The 20,433-nt window shown below is 54.9% G+C and carries 16 protein-coding genes; 14 read left to right on the top strand and 2 right to left on the bottom strand.

All coding sequences use genetic code 11. The features are described from left to right. Nucleotides 1-20 precede the first annotated feature (20 nt). Nucleotides 21-3,062, top strand: coding sequence for a translation initiation factor IF-2 (infB, locus tag A3841_RS02085; RefSeq protein ID WP_073850609.1), 3,042 nt, complete (start codon nt 21-23; stop codon nt 3,060-3,062). Between the two features lie 546 nt (nt 3,063-3,608). On the opposite strand, the gene A3841_RS02090 is transcribed toward infB, so the two are convergent. Together A3841_RS02090 and A3841_RS02095 are read right to left on the bottom strand one after the other, a co-directional pair. Further along, on the bottom strand, nt 3,609-3,959 hold the full coding sequence (locus tag A3841_RS02090; protein WP_073850610.1) for a hypothetical protein: 351 nt from the start codon (nt 3,957-3,959) through the stop codon (nt 3,609-3,611). Nucleotides 3,960-4,051: 92 nt separating this feature from the next. Continuing rightward, the gene (locus A3841_RS02095; RefSeq protein WP_083610140.1) at nt 4,052-5,110 is read right to left on the bottom strand and encodes a DUF3078 domain-containing protein; all 1,059 of its coding nucleotides are present in this window, start codon (nt 5,108-5,110) and stop codon (nt 4,052-4,054) included. 183 nt (nt 5,111-5,293) lie between these two features. On the opposite strand from A3841_RS02095, the gene A3841_RS02100 reads away from it, so the two are divergent. From A3841_RS02100 to ruvA, 13 genes are all read left to right on the top strand, one after another. Next, nucleotides 5,294-6,076: an enoyl-CoA hydratase/isomerase family protein gene (locus tag A3841_RS02100; RefSeq protein WP_073850611.1), complete on the top strand. Its 783-nt coding sequence runs from the start codon at nt 5,294-5,296 to the stop codon at nt 6,074-6,076. Nucleotides 6,077-6,113: 37 nt separating this feature from the next. Further along, nucleotides 6,114-7,610, top strand: a complete 1,497-nt coding sequence (locus A3841_RS02105) for a lipopolysaccharide biosynthesis protein (protein ID WP_073850612.1) — start codon at nt 6,114-6,116, stop codon at nt 7,608-7,610. Nucleotides 7,611-7,627: 17 nt separating this feature from the next. Then, nucleotides 7,628-8,077: a dUTP diphosphatase gene (dut, locus tag A3841_RS02110; RefSeq protein WP_073850690.1), complete on the top strand. Its 450-nt coding sequence runs from the start codon at nt 7,628-7,630 to the stop codon at nt 8,075-8,077. A gap of 163 nt (nt 8,078-8,240) precedes the next feature. After that, a complete protein-coding gene (locus A3841_RS02115) occupies nt 8,241-9,248 on the top strand; it encodes a sugar phosphate nucleotidyltransferase (RefSeq protein WP_073850613.1) in 1,008 nt (335 codons plus the stop codon). Between the two features lie 3 nt (nt 9,249-9,251). Next, nucleotides 9,252-11,021 carry a tetratricopeptide repeat protein gene (locus tag A3841_RS02120; RefSeq protein ID WP_235861256.1) on the top strand — a complete coding sequence of 590 codons (1,770 nt, stop codon included), beginning with the start codon at nt 9,252-9,254 and terminating at the stop codon, nt 11,019-11,021. Next, the gene (locus A3841_RS02125) at nt 11,014-11,766 is read left to right on the top strand and encodes a DUF4292 domain-containing protein (RefSeq protein WP_073850614.1); all 753 of its coding nucleotides are present in this window, start codon (nt 11,014-11,016) and stop codon (nt 11,764-11,766) included. The genes A3841_RS02120 and A3841_RS02125 overlap by 8 nt, the downstream gene beginning before the upstream one ends. A gap of 77 nt (nt 11,767-11,843) precedes the next feature. Beyond that, nucleotides 11,844-13,079 (top strand): murein hydrolase activator EnvC family protein, encoded by a 1,236-nt coding sequence (locus A3841_RS02130; RefSeq protein ID WP_073850615.1) that lies wholly within the window; start codon nt 11,844-11,846, stop codon nt 13,077-13,079. Nucleotides 13,080-13,866: 787 nt separating this feature from the next. Beyond that, nucleotides 13,867-14,082 (top strand): Sec-independent protein translocase subunit TatA/TatB, encoded by a 216-nt coding sequence (locus A3841_RS02140; protein ID WP_073850617.1) that lies wholly within the window; start codon nt 13,867-13,869, stop codon nt 14,080-14,082. A gap of 37 nt (nt 14,083-14,119) precedes the next feature. Beyond that, a complete protein-coding gene (locus A3841_RS02145; protein WP_073850618.1) occupies nt 14,120-14,338 on the top strand; it encodes a Sec-independent protein translocase subunit TatA/TatB in 219 nt (72 codons plus the stop codon). Next, a complete protein-coding gene (gene gatA / locus A3841_RS02150) occupies nt 14,335-15,771 on the top strand; it encodes an Asp-tRNA(Asn)/Glu-tRNA(Gln) amidotransferase subunit GatA (RefSeq protein WP_073850619.1) in 1,437 nt (478 codons plus the stop codon). Before A3841_RS02145 ends, gatA begins: the two co-directional genes overlap by 4 nt. Before the next feature lie 8 nt (nt 15,772-15,779). Beyond that, nucleotides 15,780-17,303, top strand: coding sequence for a lytic transglycosylase domain-containing protein (locus tag A3841_RS02155; protein ID WP_073850620.1), 1,524 nt, complete (start codon nt 15,780-15,782; stop codon nt 17,301-17,303). 253 nt (nt 17,304-17,556) lie between these two features. After that, nucleotides 17,557-19,830, top strand: coding sequence for an NADP-dependent malic enzyme (locus tag A3841_RS02160; RefSeq protein WP_170866130.1), 2,274 nt, complete (start codon nt 17,557-17,559; stop codon nt 19,828-19,830). Continuing rightward, entirely contained in the window at nt 19,831-20,421 is a 591-nt protein-coding gene (gene ruvA / locus A3841_RS02165; RefSeq protein WP_073850621.1) for a Holliday junction branch migration protein RuvA, read from the top strand. It begins immediately after the preceding gene. Nucleotides 20,422-20,433 lie beyond the last annotated feature (12 nt).

The raw sequence follows: 20,433 nt of genomic DNA on the forward strand, positions 1-20,433 counted from the left end.
AGACAGCATATTAGAACAAAATGGCAGAAGAAAAAACAAGGAGGCTTAAACAGGTTGCGACTACTTTAAACATTGGTACATCCACGATTGTGGATTACCTCTCTGCTAAAGGGTTTGAGGTGGAAAACAAGCCAACCACCAAGATCACGGCAGAGCAGTTCAATATGCTGGCTAAGGAGTTCGCCGCGTCTATGCAAGAAAAGCAGGAGGCGGATGAGATCTATATTGGCAAAAAGCCGCAGAGCAACCAGGTGATAGAGTCGGAGCCTGCCCACGAGCCAAGGAAGGCAAGTGAGCCAGAGGAGGAGATCCTGATTAAGAACGCGAAGAAGCCAGAGGCCCCTGCGGCGCCTAAAAAAGAGGAGCCGGCCGCAGAGCCTGCCGCTAAGTTGCCGGGCATTAAAGTGCTGGGCAAAATTGAGCTGGATGCCAAAGGCAGGCCAGTAGCCAAGCAGCCGGAGCCAAAACCGGAGGCGCCAAAAGCAGAAGAGAAGCCAACTCCGCCTCCGGCTCCTGCCCCAGCCCCGGCACCGGAGGCTCCTAAGGCAGAAGCGCCTGCACAGCCGGCCAAGCCGGTGGAGACACCAAAGGCCGAGGAGCCGGCCAAACAGCCGGAAGCCCCTGCTGCACCAGCCGCGAAAGCACCTGAGGCGCCTGCCACGCCTCAGCAGCCGGAAGCGCCTAAGCAGCAAGAGCAGCCTGCCACGCCTGCCGCCGCGCAACCGGCCGCACCAGCACCAAAAGAGCCTGCCGCAGAGAAGGAGCCACAGCAACCGGCCGCACCTGCAGAGGCAAACAAAGGCACAGAAACAAAAGAAGACATAGAAACGATTACAGCAAAAGCAGACCAGCTAAAAGGTCTTACTGTACTTGGCAAAATCGAGCTGCCAGTAGAGTCGCGCAGAAAAGGCGCCAAGCCCGTTGCCTCGTCCGACGACCGCAAGGGTAAAAAGAAGAAGCGCAAGCGCATTATGGTGGCTACAGAAGGTGGCCAGCCGGCAGCCGGAGGCCAGCAGGGCCCAGGACAGGGCCAGAACCGCCCTATAACGCCGGCCCAGCAGCATGGTGGCCGGCCGGACCGCGGTCCTCGCCCAGGCGGAGGCCCAGGCAAACCGGGCAAAGGCAGACCAGTACGGGCTGAGAAAACCGAGGTTACGGACAAGGAAATCCAGGAGCAGATCAAGGCAACGCTCGCCAAGCTGAGTGGTGGCAAGGGAGCCAGTGGCAACCGCGCCAAGTACCGCCGCGAGAAGCGCTCAGCCATCGCTGATGCGACTGAAGAACGCCGCATGATGGAGGCCGCAGAGTCGAAGACACTGCGCGTAACGGAGTTTGTGTCGGCAAACGACCTGGCGGCCCTGATGGACGTAAGTGTGAACGACGTGATCAAGGTGTGTATGCAACTGGGCATGTTCGTGTCCATCAACCAGCGCCTGGATGCGGAGGCCATCACCATTATTGCGGATGAATTCGGTTACAACGTTGATTTCATCACATCCGAAGAAGAGCAAGGCCTGGAGGACATTGTAGAGGAGAATGAGGAGGACCTGGAAGAGCGTGCCCCGGTGGTGACTATCATGGGTCACGTGGACCACGGTAAGACATCCCTGCTCGACTACATCCGCCGCGCCAACGTGACAGCCGGTGAAGCCGGTGGTATCACACAGCACATTGGTGCCTACAAGGTGAAGACAGAGAGCGGACGAACCATCACGTTCCTGGATACGCCTGGTCACGAGGCCTTTACGGCGATGCGTGCCCGTGGCGCCAAGGTAACGGACGTCGTTATCATTGTGGTAGCTGCCGACGACTCGGTGATGCCGCAGACCAAAGAGGCAATCAACCATGCTCAGGCAGCCGGTGCGCCGATCATCATCGCCCTGAACAAGATAGACAAGCCGACCGCCAACCCGGACAAGGTGCGTGAAGAACTCGCCCAGATGAACATCCTGGTGGAAGAATGGGGCGGCAAGTACCAGTCGCAGGAGGTTTCTGCCAAAACAGGACTCGGTATAGCAGACCTGCTGGAGAAAGTATTGCTGGAGGCCGAATTGCTGGAGCTTAAGGCGAACCCTGAACGCCAGGCTATCGGTACGGTGATTGAGGCGTCGCTGGACAAAGGCCGCGGGTATGTAGCCACTGTGCTGGTACAGACCGGTACCCTGCAGATTGGCGACGTGGTGCTGGCCGGCTCTCACTTCGGTAGAGTAAAAGCCATGACCGACCACCGCGGCAAGAAAATGAAAGAGGCAGGCCCATCTACCCCGATACAGTTGCTGGGTCTGGACGGAGCGCCGCAGGCCGGCGATAAGTTCGTGGTGATGGATTCTGAGCGTGAAGCCAGAGAGATCGCTTCTAACAGATCGCAGGTGCAGCGTGAGCAGAGCCTTCGTACACGCAAGCACATTACCCTGGATGAGATCGGTCGTCGTTTGGCAATCGGTACGTTTAAGGAGCTGAACGTGATCGTGAAAGGTGACGTGGACGGCTCGGTGGAAGCCCTGTCTGACTCGTTGCTGAAGCTTTCTACCAACGAGGTGCAGGTGAACATCATCGGCAAGGGCGTAGGTGCCATCTCTGAGTCTGACGTGCTGCTTGCCTCGGCCTCTGATGCGATCATCATCGGCTTCCAGGTTCGTCCGTCGCTGAACGCGCGCAGGCTGGCAGAACAGGAGCAGATCGACGTGCGCCTGTACTCCATCATCTACGACGCGATAAACGAGGTGAAGGACGCCATGGAAGGCATGCTTGCCCCAACGCTGAAGGAAGAGATCGTGGGTAACGCGGAAGTGCGCGACGTGTTCAAGATCAGCAAGGTGGGTACTATTGCCGGCTGTATGGTGACGGATGGCTCTATCCAACGTAACTCCAAAGTACGCCTGGTACGCGACGGTATTGTGGTGCTGGACGGCGAGATACTTGCCCTGAAACGCTTCAAGGACGACGTGGCTGAGGTAAGACAAGGCTACGAGTGCGGTATCAGCCTGAAAGGCTACAACGACATCCAGGAGGGCGACATTATTGAGGCCTACGTGGAGAAAGAAGTAAAACGCACGCTGTAACTTCAGCGGGAAGTATAAATCAGGGACAGCCCCGGTAGCCACCAGCCGCCGGGGCTGTTTCGTTTTATACCTACTCCCGCCATACTTTATACTTTGGCTATACTTTTATACTTGCTGATTTGTACTTCATAGCTCCTGCTGGCGCAAGCTGAAAGTCCCGGAGCATTTCGGGGCGTCCGCTTGTGCCTTATACTTTATACTTCAGTTTATACTTGCATAGCCGCCGCTTCCGCCCGCTTAAACCAAGCTATACTTTCAAACTCCCGTTCATCCTCCAGCCCCACTTACCTAAAGCTTCATCTCTGGTTTTGGCGCTCTCAAGCCCGAAAGGCTGGGGGTAGGTTCGATAGGTGCAGCTCCACAACCAGGCAAGTATAAAAACGCCTAATTCTTGCTATCGCGTTCCGCCCTATTTTATACTTGCCGCTGCATTCAGTCTAGCTGTAAAGTATAAAGTACCGAGCAGGAAGTATATAAAAACGAAAGGGCTGCCCCTGATGGAACAGCCCTGTATGCTATACTTACGTTGTATGTTCTCCTGAAATGCTAGTTGCTCGGTCCTTTAAGCAGGCCCATGCGCTTTAACCTGCCGCGGTCGCGCTTGCGCTTTTTCATCATCTTCTCTTCCTTCTTCAGGATTTCCTTCATGCGCTTGCTGTTGGCAATCCTCCTTTTGGCAAAGCTGGACCTTGTATCACCCTCATACGTGTTGTAGCGGGCGTCCAGCCCTTCGGCCCGGCGGCCTACGGCATCTACAGAAGCGGCTCTGGTCTCAGCCTTGGCAGTACCCCAGTAGGCATCCTTGCCACTCTCACTGCTCAGCGAGGACTGGGCTTTGGCCTCTGAGAAACAAAGTACAATTCCAAGAGAAAACAACAACAGAAATAGTCTTTTCATAACAGCTTGTTAACGTTTCATGTATACAACGCAAACAGGTGCTAAAAGTATACATTTTTTGCTAAACGCAAAGCGGCGATAGAAAATTCCTGCTATTTAAATTTGTACGATATCCCTATGCCCAGGGTCTGCTTCACCTGCAGGCGGGGGCCCCTACCGTCCGTCTTGTCATCGCCGGAGCGATCCACATCAATCTTCACGTCGTCGTCATAGATCATGTGGGCGAAGAAGCTTGCCGACACCACTTTGTTCACTTTAAAGTTGATGACGTTCTCCCAGTTCAGGTCCACGTTCTCCGGCTCGCGCAGGTAATTGGAGAAAAGGTCGAGCTTCGACTGCAGGTTGATGTTCTTGAACACCTCCTTTTTGTAGCGCACGTTCACGTAGCCCCCAAACTCCCGGCGCAGGTAACTCCCCGTGCCAGGAATCCTGTTCCCCTCGGCATCCTTCCGGGCGGCTTCCACGCCAAAGGCGCCCTTGTCGGCCAGCATCTGGTTGGCTACGACAGTGAACTTGCCCGTAAACGGAGAGATAAACACCGACAGCCGCTCGTTTGGCTTGTAGTCCATACCCAGCGAGGCAAGTATGGACGCCGGAGCAAAGAAGTTAGAGCGCAGGGTGTCGCGGGTGATGGTATAGGTGGGGGTGAGCTGCGTTTTCAGGTTCATCTGCGCCGTGTAGAACCAGCGCTTGGAGGCGCGGTAGCCATACTTCAGGTTCAGCTCCAGCTTGTCATCGCTCTTCTGCACACGCTTGCCCTCCAGCTTCACCAGGCCATAGGTCAGGTCCAGCGAGTTGTTCCAGGTACTTTTTCCCTGCTCGTAGTTAGCGTACAGGTTGGCATTACCCAACACCGACACCGTGTTCTGCCCGCCAGCCGCCCAGTTGGAAAGGCTCACCTGGCTGAAGTTCACGGTCCCCATCCCCCCGAAATCCCAGAGGTTAACCGCTGCGGCGACAGGCAATTTGGCAATGGGGCGCTTGGCAACGGGGGGTATGGCGGGAAGCGTTGTGTTGGCGGGAAACAGGAGCACAGGCCGTTTGAGGGCAGGGGGCACAAGGGCTGGTTGCTGTGCCGCGGCGCTCAGGAAGGAGAAGGCAAGGACAAGGGTAAGAAGAACTGTGAAAAGTCGGTGGGAATGAAAGCGCATGGTAGATAACTATACTTAATCCGATTTGTTAGAAGAAGCGGAGCAAGTATAAACAAGGAGGCTATTCCCCCTGCACTTTCGTCCGCTTGCGGGCGGCAAGCGCCCCGGCTGTTCCGGATTGAACTAAATCCTTATATTTGTGACAAAGAAAATAGATTCTGACAAGAATTGAAACCTAGAACTATGGCAATATACGAAAACCTGCTGCTCGACCAGCAAAACGGCATCCTGTTCATTACCATTAACCGCGCCGACAAACTGAACGCGCTGAACATTGAGACCATCCGGGAGATTAGGAACGCGATGCAGCAGGTGTACGACGATGCCACCATAAAAGGGGCCATTATCACTGGTGCAGGGCCAAAGGCTTTTGTGGCTGGCGCCGACATTACCGAGATAGCCGAGCTGAGCGAGGTGACGGCCCGCAGCTTTGCCGAGCGCGGCCAGGATGTGTTCGCCATGATCGAGCGCAGCAACAAGCCCGTGATTGCCGCGGTAAACGGCTTTGCCCTGGGCGGAGGCTGCGAACTGGCCATGGCCTGCCACCTGCGCGTGGCTTCAGAAAACGCGCGCTTCGGCCAGCCGGAGGTGAACCTGGGCCTGATACCGGGCTATGGCGGCACGCAGCGCCTGACGCAGCTGGTGGGCAAAGGCAAGGCCATGGAACTGATGATGACCGCTGACATGGTGAACGCACAGGACGCGCTGCAGCTTGGCCTGGTAAACCACGTGGTGCCACAGGAGCAACTGCTGGGCAAGTGCGTGGAGATCATGGAGAAGATCATGAGCAAGGCGCCGCTGGCCGTTGGGCTGGTGATAGAGTGCGTGAACGCCGTCTACACGAAAGACGAGGATGGTTACCAGACGGAGGCCAACGCCTTTGCCCGCTGCTGCACCTCCGAGGACTTTGTGGAGGGCACCAGCGCCTTCATAGAGAAGCGCAAGGCCGACTTCACCGGAAACTAAGTATAAAAACAACCTCCCCGACCCCGAAACAGAACGCATGAGTATAGCCAAGAAATTGGTCGGGCAAACTGCTGCCTACGGTTTAAGCAGTATTGTGGGCCGAGCGCTGAATTACCTGCTCGTGCCGGTGTATACCGCCGTTTTCCTGCCGGCGGAGTATGGCGTGGTGTCGTACCTGTACGCCTTCGTGGGCTTCTTCAACATACTTTATACCTATGGTATGGAGACGGCCTTCTTCCGGTTTGCTAACAAGCCGGGGGCCGACCAGCGCAGGCTCTACAACCAGGTGCTCAGCCTCATCATTGGTTCCAGCACCTTGTTTTCGGTCCTGCTTATACTTGCCTCCGGGGCCATCGCCGATTATAAGGATTACTCGCCGCAGGAGCAGAACTACGTTATCTGGCTGGCAATCATACTTGCCATCGATGCCATCGCGGCCATACCCTTTGCCTGGCTCCGGCTGCAGAACAAGGCCGTGAAATTCGCCTCCATCAAACTGGCCAACATACTGATCACGGTGGGCGCCAACCTGTTCTTTCTGGTTGTGTGCCGCAGCATTTACGAGGGGGAGTACCTGCAGGAGCTACGGCCGCTGGTGTCGTATATCTACAACCCGGACCTGGGGATCGGTTACATTTTCCTCATCAACTTGGTGGCCAACGCGCTGCTCATCCCCCTGCTGTGGCGCGAGTTCAGCATCTTCCGGTTTGAGTTTAACAAAGAGCTGCTGCGCCCCATGCTCACGTATGCCTACCCGCTGCTGTTTATGGGCATGGCCGGCATGGTGAACGAGGTGATCGACCGTATACTTTTGGAGGAGTGGCTGCCGGAGGGCTTTTACCCGCAGCACAGCAACGAGGCCGTGGTGGGTATCTACAGCGCCTGCTACAAGCTCTCCATCTTCATGACGCTGGCCATACAGGCCTTCCGCTATGCCGCCGAGCCCTTCTTCTTCTCGCAGGCCCAGGACAAGAACTCCCCCCATACCTTTGCGCTCATCATGAAGTGGTTTGTGATCGTGTGCGCGTTTATCTTTCTCTTTATCTCCGCCAATCTGGAGGACTTTGCCCTGTTTTTGCGCAGCGCGGCTTACCGCGAGGGCATCATGATCGTGCCGGTGCTGCTGCTGGCCAACCTCTTTCTGGGCGTGTACTACAACCTCTCGGTGTGGTTCAAGCTCACGGACAAGACCAAGTATGGCACCTACATCAGTTTCGGCGGCGCGGCCATCACCATACTTTTCAACCTGCTGCTGATACCCGTTATTGGCTATATGGGCTCAGCCATCGCCACGCTTATCTGCTATACAAGTATGGCTGCGGCCAGCTATATACTTGGTAACCGCCACTACCCTATCCCCTACCCGGTAAAAACCATACTGGCTTATGTGGCGCTGGCGGCGGGGCTGGTGTGGCTGGCGTTAGGAGTAGAGATAGAGAACTGGTGGCTGCGCCACGCCTATCACCTGGGCATCTGCGCAGCCTTTCTGGTTGTCGTATGGCTGCGGGAGCGCTCCCGCCTCCTTAAAATTTAATGCTAAATTTAAAGATGATGAACAACAAGAACCTGCCGGTTAACGTCATTAACCAATCAAGGCACGATTTACCGAACTACCAAACCATACATTCCGCCGGCATGGACCTGCGGGCAAACCTGGAGGCGCCCGTTACGTTGAAGCCACTGCAGCGCGCGCTCATCCCAACAGGCCTTTTCATAGAGCTGCCGGAGGGGCACGAGGCGCAGATCCGCCCCAGAAGCGGCCTGGCCTACAAGCACGGCATCTCCATCGTGAACAGCCCGGGCACCATCGATGCCGACTACCGCGGGGAGATAAAAGTACTGCTGGTGAACCTCTCGGATCAGGACTTTGTGGTGGAAGACGGCGAGCGCATCGCCCAGATGGTGGTGGCAACGTATGAGCGCGTGGCGTGGCAGCAGGCCGAAGCCCTCACCGACACCGAGCGCGGCGCAGGCGGCTACGGCAGCACGGGAGTGAAGTAATCGTTGATCGATAATCGTTGCTCGTTAATCGCACAAAGTATAAACCCGGTTAACGAACAACAAATAACGACCAACGAATAACGAGCAACCAGTACCGAAAACCTAATAACTGCAGCAAAGAGCTGTAGGCTCAACATAAAACCTAGATATACAAAAAACAGCTATGAGGATTATTATACCGATGGCCGGAATGGGCAAGCGCATGCGCCCCCACACACTTACAGTTCCCAAACCCCTTATCCCCATCGCGGGCAAGCCGATTGTGCAGCGCCTGGTGGAGGACATCGCCAAAGTATGCCACGAGCCGATTGAGGAGGTGGCCTTCATTATCGGGCACTTCGGAGAGGAAGTGGAGAACGACCTGAGGGAGATCGCCACAAAGATCGGCGCCAAAGGCACTATTGTGTACCAGGAGGAAGCCCTGGGTACGGCACACGCCATACTTTGCGCGAAGGACTCGCTGGAAGGTAAGGTGGTGGTGGCGTTTGCCGACACGCTTTTCAAAGCCGATTTTCAGTTAGACACCAATGCTGACGGAACCATCTGGGTGCAGCGCGTGGAGGACCCGCGCCCATTCGGGGTGATCAAGCTCAACGAGAACAATGAGATCACCGACTTTGTGGAGAAGCCGGAGCACTTTGTATCCGACCTGGCCATTATCGGCATCTACTACTTCCGCGACGGCGCCTACCTGCGCGACGAGCTGCAGTACCTGCTCGACAACGACATCAAGGACAAAGGCGAGTTCCAGCTCACCAACGCCCTGGAGAACATGAAGAACAAGGGCACCCGGTTTATACCTGCCGTTATCTCGGAGTGGCTCGATTGCGGAAATAAAAACGCAACTGTTTATACTAACCAACGCTATTTAGAGTATATAAAGGATGAGGAAGGCCTGGTGGCCTCGTCGGCGAAGCTGGAGAACGCAGTGATTATCCCGCCTGTATACATTGGCGAAAACGCGCAGATCACCAACTCAGTGGTGGGCCCGCATGTTTCCATAGGCAACGGCACAAACGTAACCAACTCCGTGGTGAGCAACTCCATTATTCAGGAGAACACCACCCTTAAAAACGGCAACGTTGCAAACTCAATGCTCGGCAACTTTGTTGTGTACGAGGGGCGTCCGTCTGACCTCAGCCTCGGCGACTACAACACACTTGCGGAGTAACACATGACAACATTCAGAAACTTTATACTTGCCACCTGCTGCCTGGCCCTGCTAGCTACTGGCGAAAGCACGGCGCAATCCTCTAAAAGGAAGAAGAAAGCCAAGGCTAACCAGGAGGCGCCGGCCCCAACCGTACAACAGGTGCCGGCCCCCAGCGAGCGCGACAGGCAGGTAAGCGAGGCGCTGTTTCTGGATGGGATGAGATACTTTATGCTGGAGGACTACCAACAAGCCCTCCAGCTTTTTCAGAAGGCCTACACCGTAACCCCCAACAACGCCGCTTTAAACTATAAGATCGGCGAGACCTACCTGCACCTGAAGGAGCCGAAATCGGCCATGCCCTTTGCCCAGGCAGCTGTAAACCTCGAGAAGAAAAACGCCTATTATTACCTGTTGCTGGCCCAGCTGCACACCGAGCTGCAGCAGTATGACGCTGCCGCACAAGCCTTCAACGCGCTTTTGGCCAACGTCCCCAACTCCAACGAGTACCTCTTTAACCTGGCTGATTTATACTTGTCGCAGTCGCGCTACGAGGATGCGCTGAAGACGTATGACCGCATTGAGAAGGAATTTGGCGATATGGAGCAGTTGCTGGTAAACCGCCAGCAGATATACCTGCGCCAGAAGAACGTGGACAAGGCCATTGCCGAGGGCGAAAAGCTGCTGAAGGCCTACCCCAGCGAGATTCGTTATTACCTGTCGCAGGCAGAGCTGTACAACGCTTCCCGCCGCGCCGACGACGCCATCAATACCCTAAACAAAGCATTGCGCCTGGAGCCGGGGAACCCGTTTGCCCACCTCATGCTCTCTGACCTACACCGCCAGAAAGGCGAGCTGGAGGAGTCGGAGCGGCAGGTGAAAATGGCCTTTGCCAGCAGCGAGCTCGACATCGACACGAAGGTGCGCATTTTGGTGGACTTTATCCGCCAGCTGCCTAACCCGCAGATAGAGCCCGTGGCCCTGGAACTGGTGGACATGACCATCGAAAAGCACCCGGAGGAAGCCAAGGCCTACGCCGTAGCCGCCGACCTGCAGACCATTGTCGGCAAAAAGCAGGCTGCCCGCGACAACTACTTGAAAGCCGTGAAGCTGGATGACTCCCACTTTAAGATCTGGCAGCAGATCGTGCTGCTGGATGCCGAACTGGAGCAGCCGGCTGCCATGGTGAAGCACGCCGAGCAGGCGCTGGAGCTATTCCCGAACCAGGCGGTTTTCTGGTTCTACAGCGGCACCGGCCACCTGATCGAGAAGAATTTCGAGAAGGCCGTAAAGGCCCTGGAGTATGGCAAGCGCCTTTCGGTGGGTGAGCCGGAGTTGGTGATGCAGTTTAACATGCAGTTGGGCGACAGCTACAACTCCCTGAAGGACTACAAGAAATCGGATGCCGCTTACGAGGCTGTGCTGGCGCAGGACGCGAATAACGAGCACGTGCTCAACAATTACAGCTATTTCCTATCGCTGAGGGGCGAGAGCCTGGACAAAGCCCGGCAGATGTCGGAGCGGCTGGTGAAGCAGCACCCGACCAACCCCACTTACCTGGATACCCATGCCTGGGTGCTGTACAAGATGGGCAACTACACCGAGGCCCGCAAGCACCTGGAGCAGGCCGTCGCCATCTCCGACGACGCCACCATCGTGGAACACTACGGCGATGTGCTCTTTAAGCTGGGTAAGCAGGAAGAAGCTGTGAGCCAGTGGCAGAAAGCCAAGCTAAAAGGGGAAGCCTCCGCCTTTATCGACCGAAAGATAAAAGAGAAGAAACTTTATGAGTAAGCAATTATTGCTTTTCGTGTGCGGCCTGCTACTGTTGGCAAGCTGTAAGAAAGATACTGTCCCTACCTCAGCCACCGCCGCTACCACCACCATTGGCGCCGTAAAAGTTGACAACCTCGACTTCTCCTACCTCAGCAGCAAGGGCCAGGTCACCCTCAACGACAGGAACGACAACCTCTCCTCCGGTGTAAGTATACGCATGCAGAAAGACAGCGTGATCTGGGTGTCGGTGCTGCCCGGCCTGGGCATTGAGGCCGCCCGCATGATGCTGACGCAGGACTCGGTATACTTTATGAACCGCCTGAAGAAAGAGTATGCGGCCACCGATTACCGCCTCCTGCGCAGCAAGCTGCAGGTGGATGTGAGTTTCGATGTGCTGCAGGCTATCCTGCTGGGCAACTACCAATCCATGGGCACTGAGAAGGTGATCAGCCTGGAGGACCGCCACCATGTGCAGCAGCAGCGCCAGAACCTCACCCTCGACTATTTCATCAGTGCCCTGAACAACAAGCTGGAGCAGCTTAACGCCAAAGACAATACCACCGGCAACACCATCACGGTAAGGTATAACAACTTCACGCCGATCGGCCAGGTGCCGTTTGCCTACGAGCTGGTGGCACAGGTGCTGCAGCAGGGCCAGGTGTCCGACTTCACCCTGAAGCACAGCCGCGTTACCGTTTCTCAGGAGCCCCTCACTTTTCCGTTTGGCGTGCCAGGCGACTATACCCACCTCAGCTTTAATTAAATCTCCCGCCCCGGTTGGTTCTTCCGTTTTAGAATCACCATATTTGTAAACTGAGAGTAGAAGAACCATACGTTTTGATGAAGGCCCTTTACAGAGTAGCCTTTTTCTTTTTTCTGCTGAGCCTGCCACTGGTTTCTGTGGCGCAAAAAGCAAAGTCCAAGGCGCAGCTGGAGAAGGAGAAAAAGGAAAACCTCACCCGAATAAAAGAAGCAAACCGCATTCTGCAGCAAACCGCCAAGCAGAAGCAGGCTTCCATTGGCCAGCTCAACGCCATCAAGGAGAAGATTACGGTGCAGCAAGGGGTAATCGAGAACATCTCCCGGGAGATCAACCTGCTCGAGTCTGATGTAAAGGAGACCGAGGGCATTGTGGGAGCCCTGCAAAACGACCTGCAAAAGCTGAAGGAAGAATACGCCACCATGGTATACGCTGCCTCCAAGACAGCCAACAGCTACAACAAGCTCATGTTTCTATTCGCCTCCGACTCTTTTAACCAGTTTGTGATGCGCCTGCGCTACCTGCAGCAGTACTCCGAGGCCCGCAAGAAACAGGTGGAGCTGATAAGCAAGGTGCAGGCCGCCCTGAACGGGCAACTGGCCGTGCTGGAGACCAAGCGGGAGCAGAAGCAGCGCCTGCTAAGCAAGCAACTGTCCGAAAACAAGAACCTGAAAGGCCTGCAGCAGCAACAGAGTACCATGATCTCGCGCCTGAGCCAGCAGGAGAGCAGCCTAAAGAAAGAAGTGGCACAGCGGCAGCAGGCCGTCAAGAAACTCGACAACCTGATTGCCGACATTGTGCGCGAGGAAATTGCCCGGGCAGCCAGAGCAGCGCGCGCGGCGGGCAAGGAAACCAGCGGCAGCCCTAACAAGGTAACCCTTACCCCGGAGGCGGCGCTCATTTCCTCCTCCTTCGCCGGAAACAAAGGCCGGCTTGCCTGGCCTGTGGAGCGTGGCTTCATCTCACAGAAGTTTGGCCGCCACAACCACCCGGTGCTCAAAGGCGTGGTAGTAGAGAATCGCGGTGTAGACATACAGACCGCCCAGGGATCCGCCGCCCGCGCCATATTCGAAGGAAAGGTACTCACGGTGGCCTCCGTACCAGGCATGAACAATATTGTGATGGTGCAGCATGGCGAGTACTTTACCGTGTATGCCAAGCTAAAGACGGTAACGGTTAAGCCGGGGCAGGACGTCAAGCTGAAAGACATAATAGGCACCGTGTATACCGACAGCGACGGCACTACCGAGTTGCAGTTTCAGATCTGGAAAAACAGTTCGAACATGAACCCGGAGAGCTGGATAGCCAAGCCCTAACAGCAGGTGCCGCCCAAACGGGCTATAAATCGAAAAAGCCACAGCAAGTGCTGTGGCTTTTCTTTTTGACTCTGCCTCCCCCAGGCAAAGCCATACTTGAATAACTAAAGGCCGTTTGCGTTAAAACCCAGAACAGCACTGTGTAAAAATAAAAAAACACCCCACAGTGCAGGGTGCCTTTCCAAGCTATGAAAACAAACTTAATATTTATATCTATAAGCAGGGCCCTGTGCCGCTGCTGAGATTTCATTCCACTAAATTACAACCCCGTTTATAATAATGCAACACTGAGGCAAAAACTAATTGCAGCACATCAAGCATCTTTGTATAGCTATACTACTATCTAATAACAATGTTTCAGAATTCCCCTCTTTATTTTTGAAACACCCGTTATTGCAATAAAGTTGCACTTGAGGCAAAAAGTTAGCAGCTGCTCCGCTAACCATACTTGTTTGTAGTTGGGCATAACTTACCCTTTACCCAAATGCAGGCATAACAAGTTCTGTACCACGTAAATATTAAATTACAATTATCTTATTACCAATATATTAAGTATAAACACAAAGCACCCTTTTTCCATTTTCGGGACAAAACAGAAACTGTTATTCTAAAATCCGGAAAGCGTAACCTGGAATTTCACTGCCATCCATTCAGCTCGCTAGTGGCTGTTTTATGAATAGTTCTATACTTAATACTTAACTTAAGGCGTTTTAAACTTATCCCGGCTGATGTGGGTTAATTAAAATATTAAACCTAATTTTGTAGCACTACTTTAAACATTAAAGACATGGGTATCACTAACATTTTCTTATTTATCGGAGGCTTGGGCGGCACAGAAGTAATCCTGATCCTGTTCGCTATTCTGTTGCTGTTCGGCGCTAAGCGTATCCCTGAGTTGGCTAAAGGCCTTGGTCGCGGCATTCGTGAGTTTAAAGATGCCACCAAAGAGATCAAGAGCGACATCGAGAATTCGGTGAAAGACGACAGCACCACTACGAAGTAGTCTCTTCCCGCAAAAAGTATAGTTTTTAAGGTAGCATATGTGCCTTAATCTTATTTTCCTCTTCCTGGGAGACCTGGGGGGAGGTGAGGTGATGGTCATCCTGACCGCCATCCTTTTGCTGTTTGGCACAGATAAGCTCCCGAGCATTGCGCGCTCCTTTGGCCGCGGCATCCGGGAGTTTAAAGATGCGACAGACGAGATCAAACACGAGCTAGAGCAATCCATTAAAGACGATCCTAAGTCCAAAAAAGGTTGAGACAGTATAATTCGCTACGCGACATCCGCACAGACATGGCCAATGGCCAGGTTTCGTGCAGGCAACTGACAGAGCAGTACCTTCGCAACATCCAGGCGAAGGCCCAACTAAATGCTTTCCTGGAGGTTTTTGAGGAAGAGGCGCTGGCCCAGGCCGACGCCGTGGACAGGAAACTGGCCGAGGGTCAGGCTGGCAAACTGGCCGGTATGGTGATAGGCATAAAGGACGTGCTAGCCTACGAGGGCCACAGCCTGCAGGCATCCAGCCAGATCCTGAACGGCTTTACCTCGCTTTACACTGCCTCCGCAGTGCAGCGCCTGCTCGCCGAGGACGCCATCATCATTGGCCGCCAGAATTGCGATGAGTTTGCCATGGGTGCCTCGAACGAGAACTCCTCTTTCGGCAATGTGCTGAACGCCGATGACCCTACCCGCGTACCGGGCGGTTCCTCGGGAGGCTCTGCCGTGGCTGTGCAGGCGGATCTTTGCCTGGCTTCTATCGGCTCTGACACGGGTGGCTCGGTGCGCCAGCCAGCGTCATTTTGTGGCGTTATCGGCTTCAAGCCTACGTATTCCCGCATTTCCCGCTATGGCCTCATTGCTTACGCCTCCTCTTTCGACCAGATTGGCCTGATTACAAGGAGCGTGGAGGATGCGGCCCTGCTACTGGAGGTAATGGCCGGCCAGGACGGCATGGACAGCACTGCCAGCCAGCGCGAGGTGCCGGCCTACAGCCAGCTACTACAAACAGACAAAAAGTATAAAATCGGCTACATCCGCGACTGCTTCGAGCGCGAAGGACTGGAGGCAGAGGTAAAAGACGCCATACTTGGCGTAAAGGACATGCTGCGCGATGCGGGCCATGAGGTGGAGGCCGTGGATTTCCCGTACCTGGACTTTATGGTGCCTACCTACTACATCCTCACCACGGCGGAGGCCAGCTCGAACCTGGGCCGCTACGACGGCGTGAAGTATGGCTACCGCTCCGACAACGTAACCGACCTGACATCGCTTTACAAGAAGACCAGGGCGGAGGGCTTTGGTATGGAAGTACAGCGCCGCATTGTGCTGGGAACCTTTGTGCTCAGTGCCGATTATTACGATGCCTATTACACCAAGGCACAGAAGGTGAGACGCCTGATAAAAGAGAAGACTGATGAGTTGCTACAGCAATATGATTTCCTTATATTGCCTACCGCTCCTACTACCGCTTTTAAGATAGGAGAGAATACAGCAAACCCATTGGCCATGTACCTGGCTGACATTTTTACGGTTCAGGCCTCACTTGCAGGCGTGCCAGCCATCTCTATTCCGGTTGGGCGCGATGCCAACGGCCTGTCCATCGGGTTGCAGTTAATGACCCGCTCATTTGAGGAGCCGCAGCTGCTGGCTTTATCAAATTACATCCTGGACAAGATAACCGTTGACGCCTAAACCTTGACATGACTTACAGCAAATTCCTAACATTGCTTGCGGCTATGGCTGGCAGCATCTGCGCGTTTACCGCCAGTGCCTCCGGCCATAGCCGTTTGCTTGAGTCGCCCTTCTCTCCCGGCGACTCTCTGTCCGTTCCAACGGACTCCCTGAGGTCAAAAACCACTGCCACGCTTGCAGACACCAGTAGGCAGATGCTCTCGCCGGAGGAGCTGGCCCTGATGGTGGAGATCGTGCCAAACGAGCCGGATGATGTGATTGCAGACAGGTTAAGTTGCCTGGAATCAGATATCCCGCTGGTGTACAACGACTTTGTAAGGAATTTTATCGATTACTTCACCATCCGCAACCGCAAGTATACGCGCACCATGCTCACGCGTGAGAATGTATACTTTCCGCTGTTCGAGAAGTACCTCAGGAAGCACAACATGCCGGATGAGCTCAAGTACCTGGCCATCGTGGAGTCGGGCCTGAACCCGCTGGCGCAGAGCCCCGTGGGGGCAGCCGGCCTTTGGCAGTTTATGAAGCCCACCGGCCGCGAGTATGGCCTGCACCAAACCCAGTACATCGACGAGCGCCTGGATCCGGAGAAATCCACAGAGGCGGCCATGCTGTTCCTGCGCCGCCTGCACAAGTACTACGGCGACTGGGAACTGGCGCTGGCGGCCTATAACTGCGGCCAGGGCAACGTGAACAAGGCCATCCGCAAGGCGGGCGGCAAGAGGTCCTTCTGGGATATTTTCCCGTACCTGCCCCGCGAGACCAGGGGCTACGTGCCCAGTATGACGGCCGTGCGCTATGCCATGCACTATGCTGGCGAGCACAACATTTTCTCCGACTCTATACTTTACCAGCCCGAGGTGGCTTACCTGGAGGTAACACAGGAACTGGAGTTGGAGAGGCTGGCTGCTGAACTTCACCTCACCCCGGAAGAGCTACTTGCCCTGAACCCGGAGCTAAAGAAAAGCACCATACCCGGCAACAAGTATAAACTGCGCGTTCCCTCCTCCAGGGCTACCTTGCTGGCTACCGCCGAAGACCAAAGCTGTATACTTTTAGCCGCTGCTCCTGCCCCACTCCAGCAAAACACTTTGGCGCAGGCCCCTGTCCTGCTGGCATCGGCCAAGACGGAGGCCCCGGCTGAGAAAGAGACTCCTATAAAAACAACGAAGGTAACGTACACCGTACAGCGCGGCGACAACCTGATCAGCATTGCCAGAAGGCATGACGTAACGGTGGAACAACTGAAGGAATGGAACAACCTGCATAATAGCTATATCACGGCAAACCAGAAACTCCAGATCATGCAGCAGGGCCCGGCCACCACTGCCATACTTGCCTCCAGCAACCAGACCAAGCCTGACTCCAGATCAGCAGTAGAGAAGAAGGAGCTGATCCACCATGTGCAGCCGGGCGATACACTCTGGCAGATCTCACGTAAGTATGACGGCATCAGCGTGGAGCAGATAAAAAAACTGAACAAGCTGAAGTCCAACAACCTGAAGCCAGGCCAGAAACTTATCCTGAGCTAGGACGACGCACCACCCGCTATACCAGGAGCACCTTCCGCACGGAGGGTGCTCTTTGTTTATACTTTTCCGGGCGGGCCCGCAGGTTAAAAAAGCAACATTTTCTATACTCCTGATTCTTGCACCGCTTATCTTTGGAGGCTCGGTTTGGATTAACGGCAAATTCTTATAAAATTAGTAGTTACCCCCTGCTACCGGGGAAAAATCAAAGAGGCGTAGGCAAACCGACACAGCTTACTACTTACAACAACACAACATGATTAAAGTAAACAGAGAGGACGCCCTGAACTACCACATGGACGGAAAGCCCGGGAAGATTGAGGTAGTGCCAACCAAGATGGTGAGTACGCAGCACGACTTAGCGCTGGCCTACTCCCCGGGTGTTGCAGAACCTTGCAAAGAGATTTTCGCCGATAAGGATAATGTGTACAAGTATACTGCCAAGGGCAACCTGGTAGGAGTAATATCGAACGGAACTGCCGTTCTGGGCCTTGGCAACATCGGTCCGGATGCCTCCAAACCGGTGATGGAGGGGAAAGGCGTGCTGTTCAAGAAATTCGCCGGTATCGATGTGTTCGACATTGAGATCGATAGCACCGACCCCGAAGAGTTTATCCGCATCGTAAAATCGCTGGAGCCCACGTTTGGAGGCATCAACCTGGAGGATATCAAGGCGCCGGAGAGCTTCAAGATCGAAAACGCGCTGAAGACGCAGATGAACATCCCGCTGATGCACGACGACCAGCACGGAACCGCCATCATCTCCTCCGCGGCCCTCTTAAACGCACTGGAACTGGTCGGCAAGAAGATCGGCGACGTCAGGATGGTGATCAACGGCGCCGGCGCCGCTGCCATTGCCTGTGCCAAGCTGTACGTGGCCCTGGGTGTGAAGATAGATCACATCGTGATGTTCGACAAGGAGGGCATCATCCGGCCGGAGCGCAACGACCTGGATATCTACCGCGCGCAGTTCGTGACCACACGCAAAATTACCACGCTGGAAGAAGCCATGCAGAACGCCGACGTGTTCGTGGGCCTTTCTGCCGGAAATGTGCTGCCACCGCAGTACGTGCAGCTCATGGCCAACGACCCGATCATATTTGCCCTGGCGAACCCCGACCCGGAGATCCCTTACGAGGTGGCGATGGCCACGCGCGAGGACCTGATCATGGCCACCGGTCGCTCCGACCATCCGAACCAGGTGAACAACGTGCTGGGCTTCCCCTACATCTTCAGGGGGGCGCTGGATGTGCGCGCCACGGAAATAAACGAGGCGATGAAACTGGCCGCCGTGCGTGCGCTGGCGGAACTGGCGAAGGAGCCCATCCCGGAGATCGTGAACAAGGCCTACGGCGACAACACCATCAGTTTCGGACGCTTCTACCTTATCCCAAAACCGCTGGACCCGCGCCTGATCACGACCGTATCACCGGCAGTGGCAAAGGCAGCCATGGAGAGCGGGGTGGCCCGCAAGCCCATTACCGATTGGGAAGCCTATGAGCAGGAACTGAAGGAGCGCATCGGCATCGACCAGAAGCTAATGTCGCGCATTACCACGCAGGCCAAGAAAGACCCGAAAACAGTGGTGTTCGCCGAGGCTGACAATTATAAAATCCTCAAGGCGGCACAGATCGTACAGGAGCAGCGCATTGCCACGCCTATACTTCTGGGCAACCCGGAGCGCATCAAAGCCATCATCCGCGAAAACAACATGGACCTGCACGGGGCGCGCATCATAGACCCGCAGGTGGAGGAGGACAAAAAGAAAGAGTATGCCCAGATCCTTTACCAGAAGCGCCAGCGCAAGGGCATCACGCTGTTTGATGCGCAGCGCCTGATGCGCGACCGCAACTACTTCGGAAGTATGATGCTGCACAACGGCGAGGCGGATGCACTTATCTCCGGCCTTACCCGCGACTATTCCAAAACCATTTCGCCGGCGCTGCAGGTAATTGGCGTGGAAGAAGGTATAAACAAGGTAGCCGGCATGTACATCGTGCTCGGCCAGAAGGAACCCTACTTCTTTGCCGACACCACGGTAACGGTAAATCCTACTGCTGACGAACTGGTGGACATCATCGGCCTGACGACCCGTACCGTGCGCTTCTTTGATACCGAGCCGCGCGTGGCCATGCTTTCGTTCTCCAACTTCGGCTCTGTACGCGGCGATATCCCGGACAAAGGAGCTGAGGCAGTGCGGAAGGCCAAACTGCGCTACCCGGACCTGCTCATAGACGGGGAAATGCAGGCCAACACCGCCCTGAACAAAAACCTGCTCCGCGAGCACTATCCGTTCAGTGAACTGGCCGACAAAGGGGCGAATACCTTGATTTTTCCGACGCTCACCTCAGGAAACATTGCCTACAAGCTGCTGCAGGAAATAGGTGGCGTTGAGGTAATTGGGCCGGTGCTGATGGGCATGCGCAAACCGGTGCATATTCTGCAGTTAGGCTCTTCCATCCGCGACATTGTGAACATGGTGTCCATTGCTGTCGTAGATGCTCAAAACTATAACGATCAACATATATAGATGATAGCCTATATCGATGGCAAGCTGACGCACAAAGATCCAACCTACGTCATTATCGAAGCTAGTGGCGTAGGGTATCAGATCAAGATACCACTTAGCACCTACTCGTCGCTGCCGGCCGGGGAGCGGTGCAAACTGCACACATACCTGCATATCAAGGAGGATGCCCATACCTTGTATGGCTTCACCACGGTGGCTGAGAAAGAGGCGTTCCTGCACCTGATCTCCATCTCCGGCGTTGGGCCGAACACCGGCCTGATGATCCTGTCTTCGCTGTCGGTGGAGGAGATACAGCAGGCCATTGTGCGGGAGGATGTGCGCACCATCCAGCATGTGAAAGGCATAGGCGCCAAAACGGCCCAGCGCATTATACTTGAGTTGAAGGATAAGCTGAAGAAGGAGGTGCTTTTAGGTGATGCTCCCGTCTCTGCTGCGGCACACAATACCAACCGCGCCGAGGCGTTATCAGCACTGGTGACTTTGGGCTTTGCGAAGAACGTTGCAGAGAAAACTTTGGACGCAATCATTAAGCGCGAGGGCGGTGGTCTGAGCGTAGAGGAATTAATTAAGTTTGCGTTGAAATCTTCATAAGAGGGAACATCC

Source organism: Pontibacter flavimaris, from assembly GCF_001907195.1.
In the GTDB taxonomy this organism is placed as follows: Bacteria; Bacteroidota; Bacteroidia; order Cytophagales; family Hymenobacteraceae; genus Pontibacter; species Pontibacter flavimaris.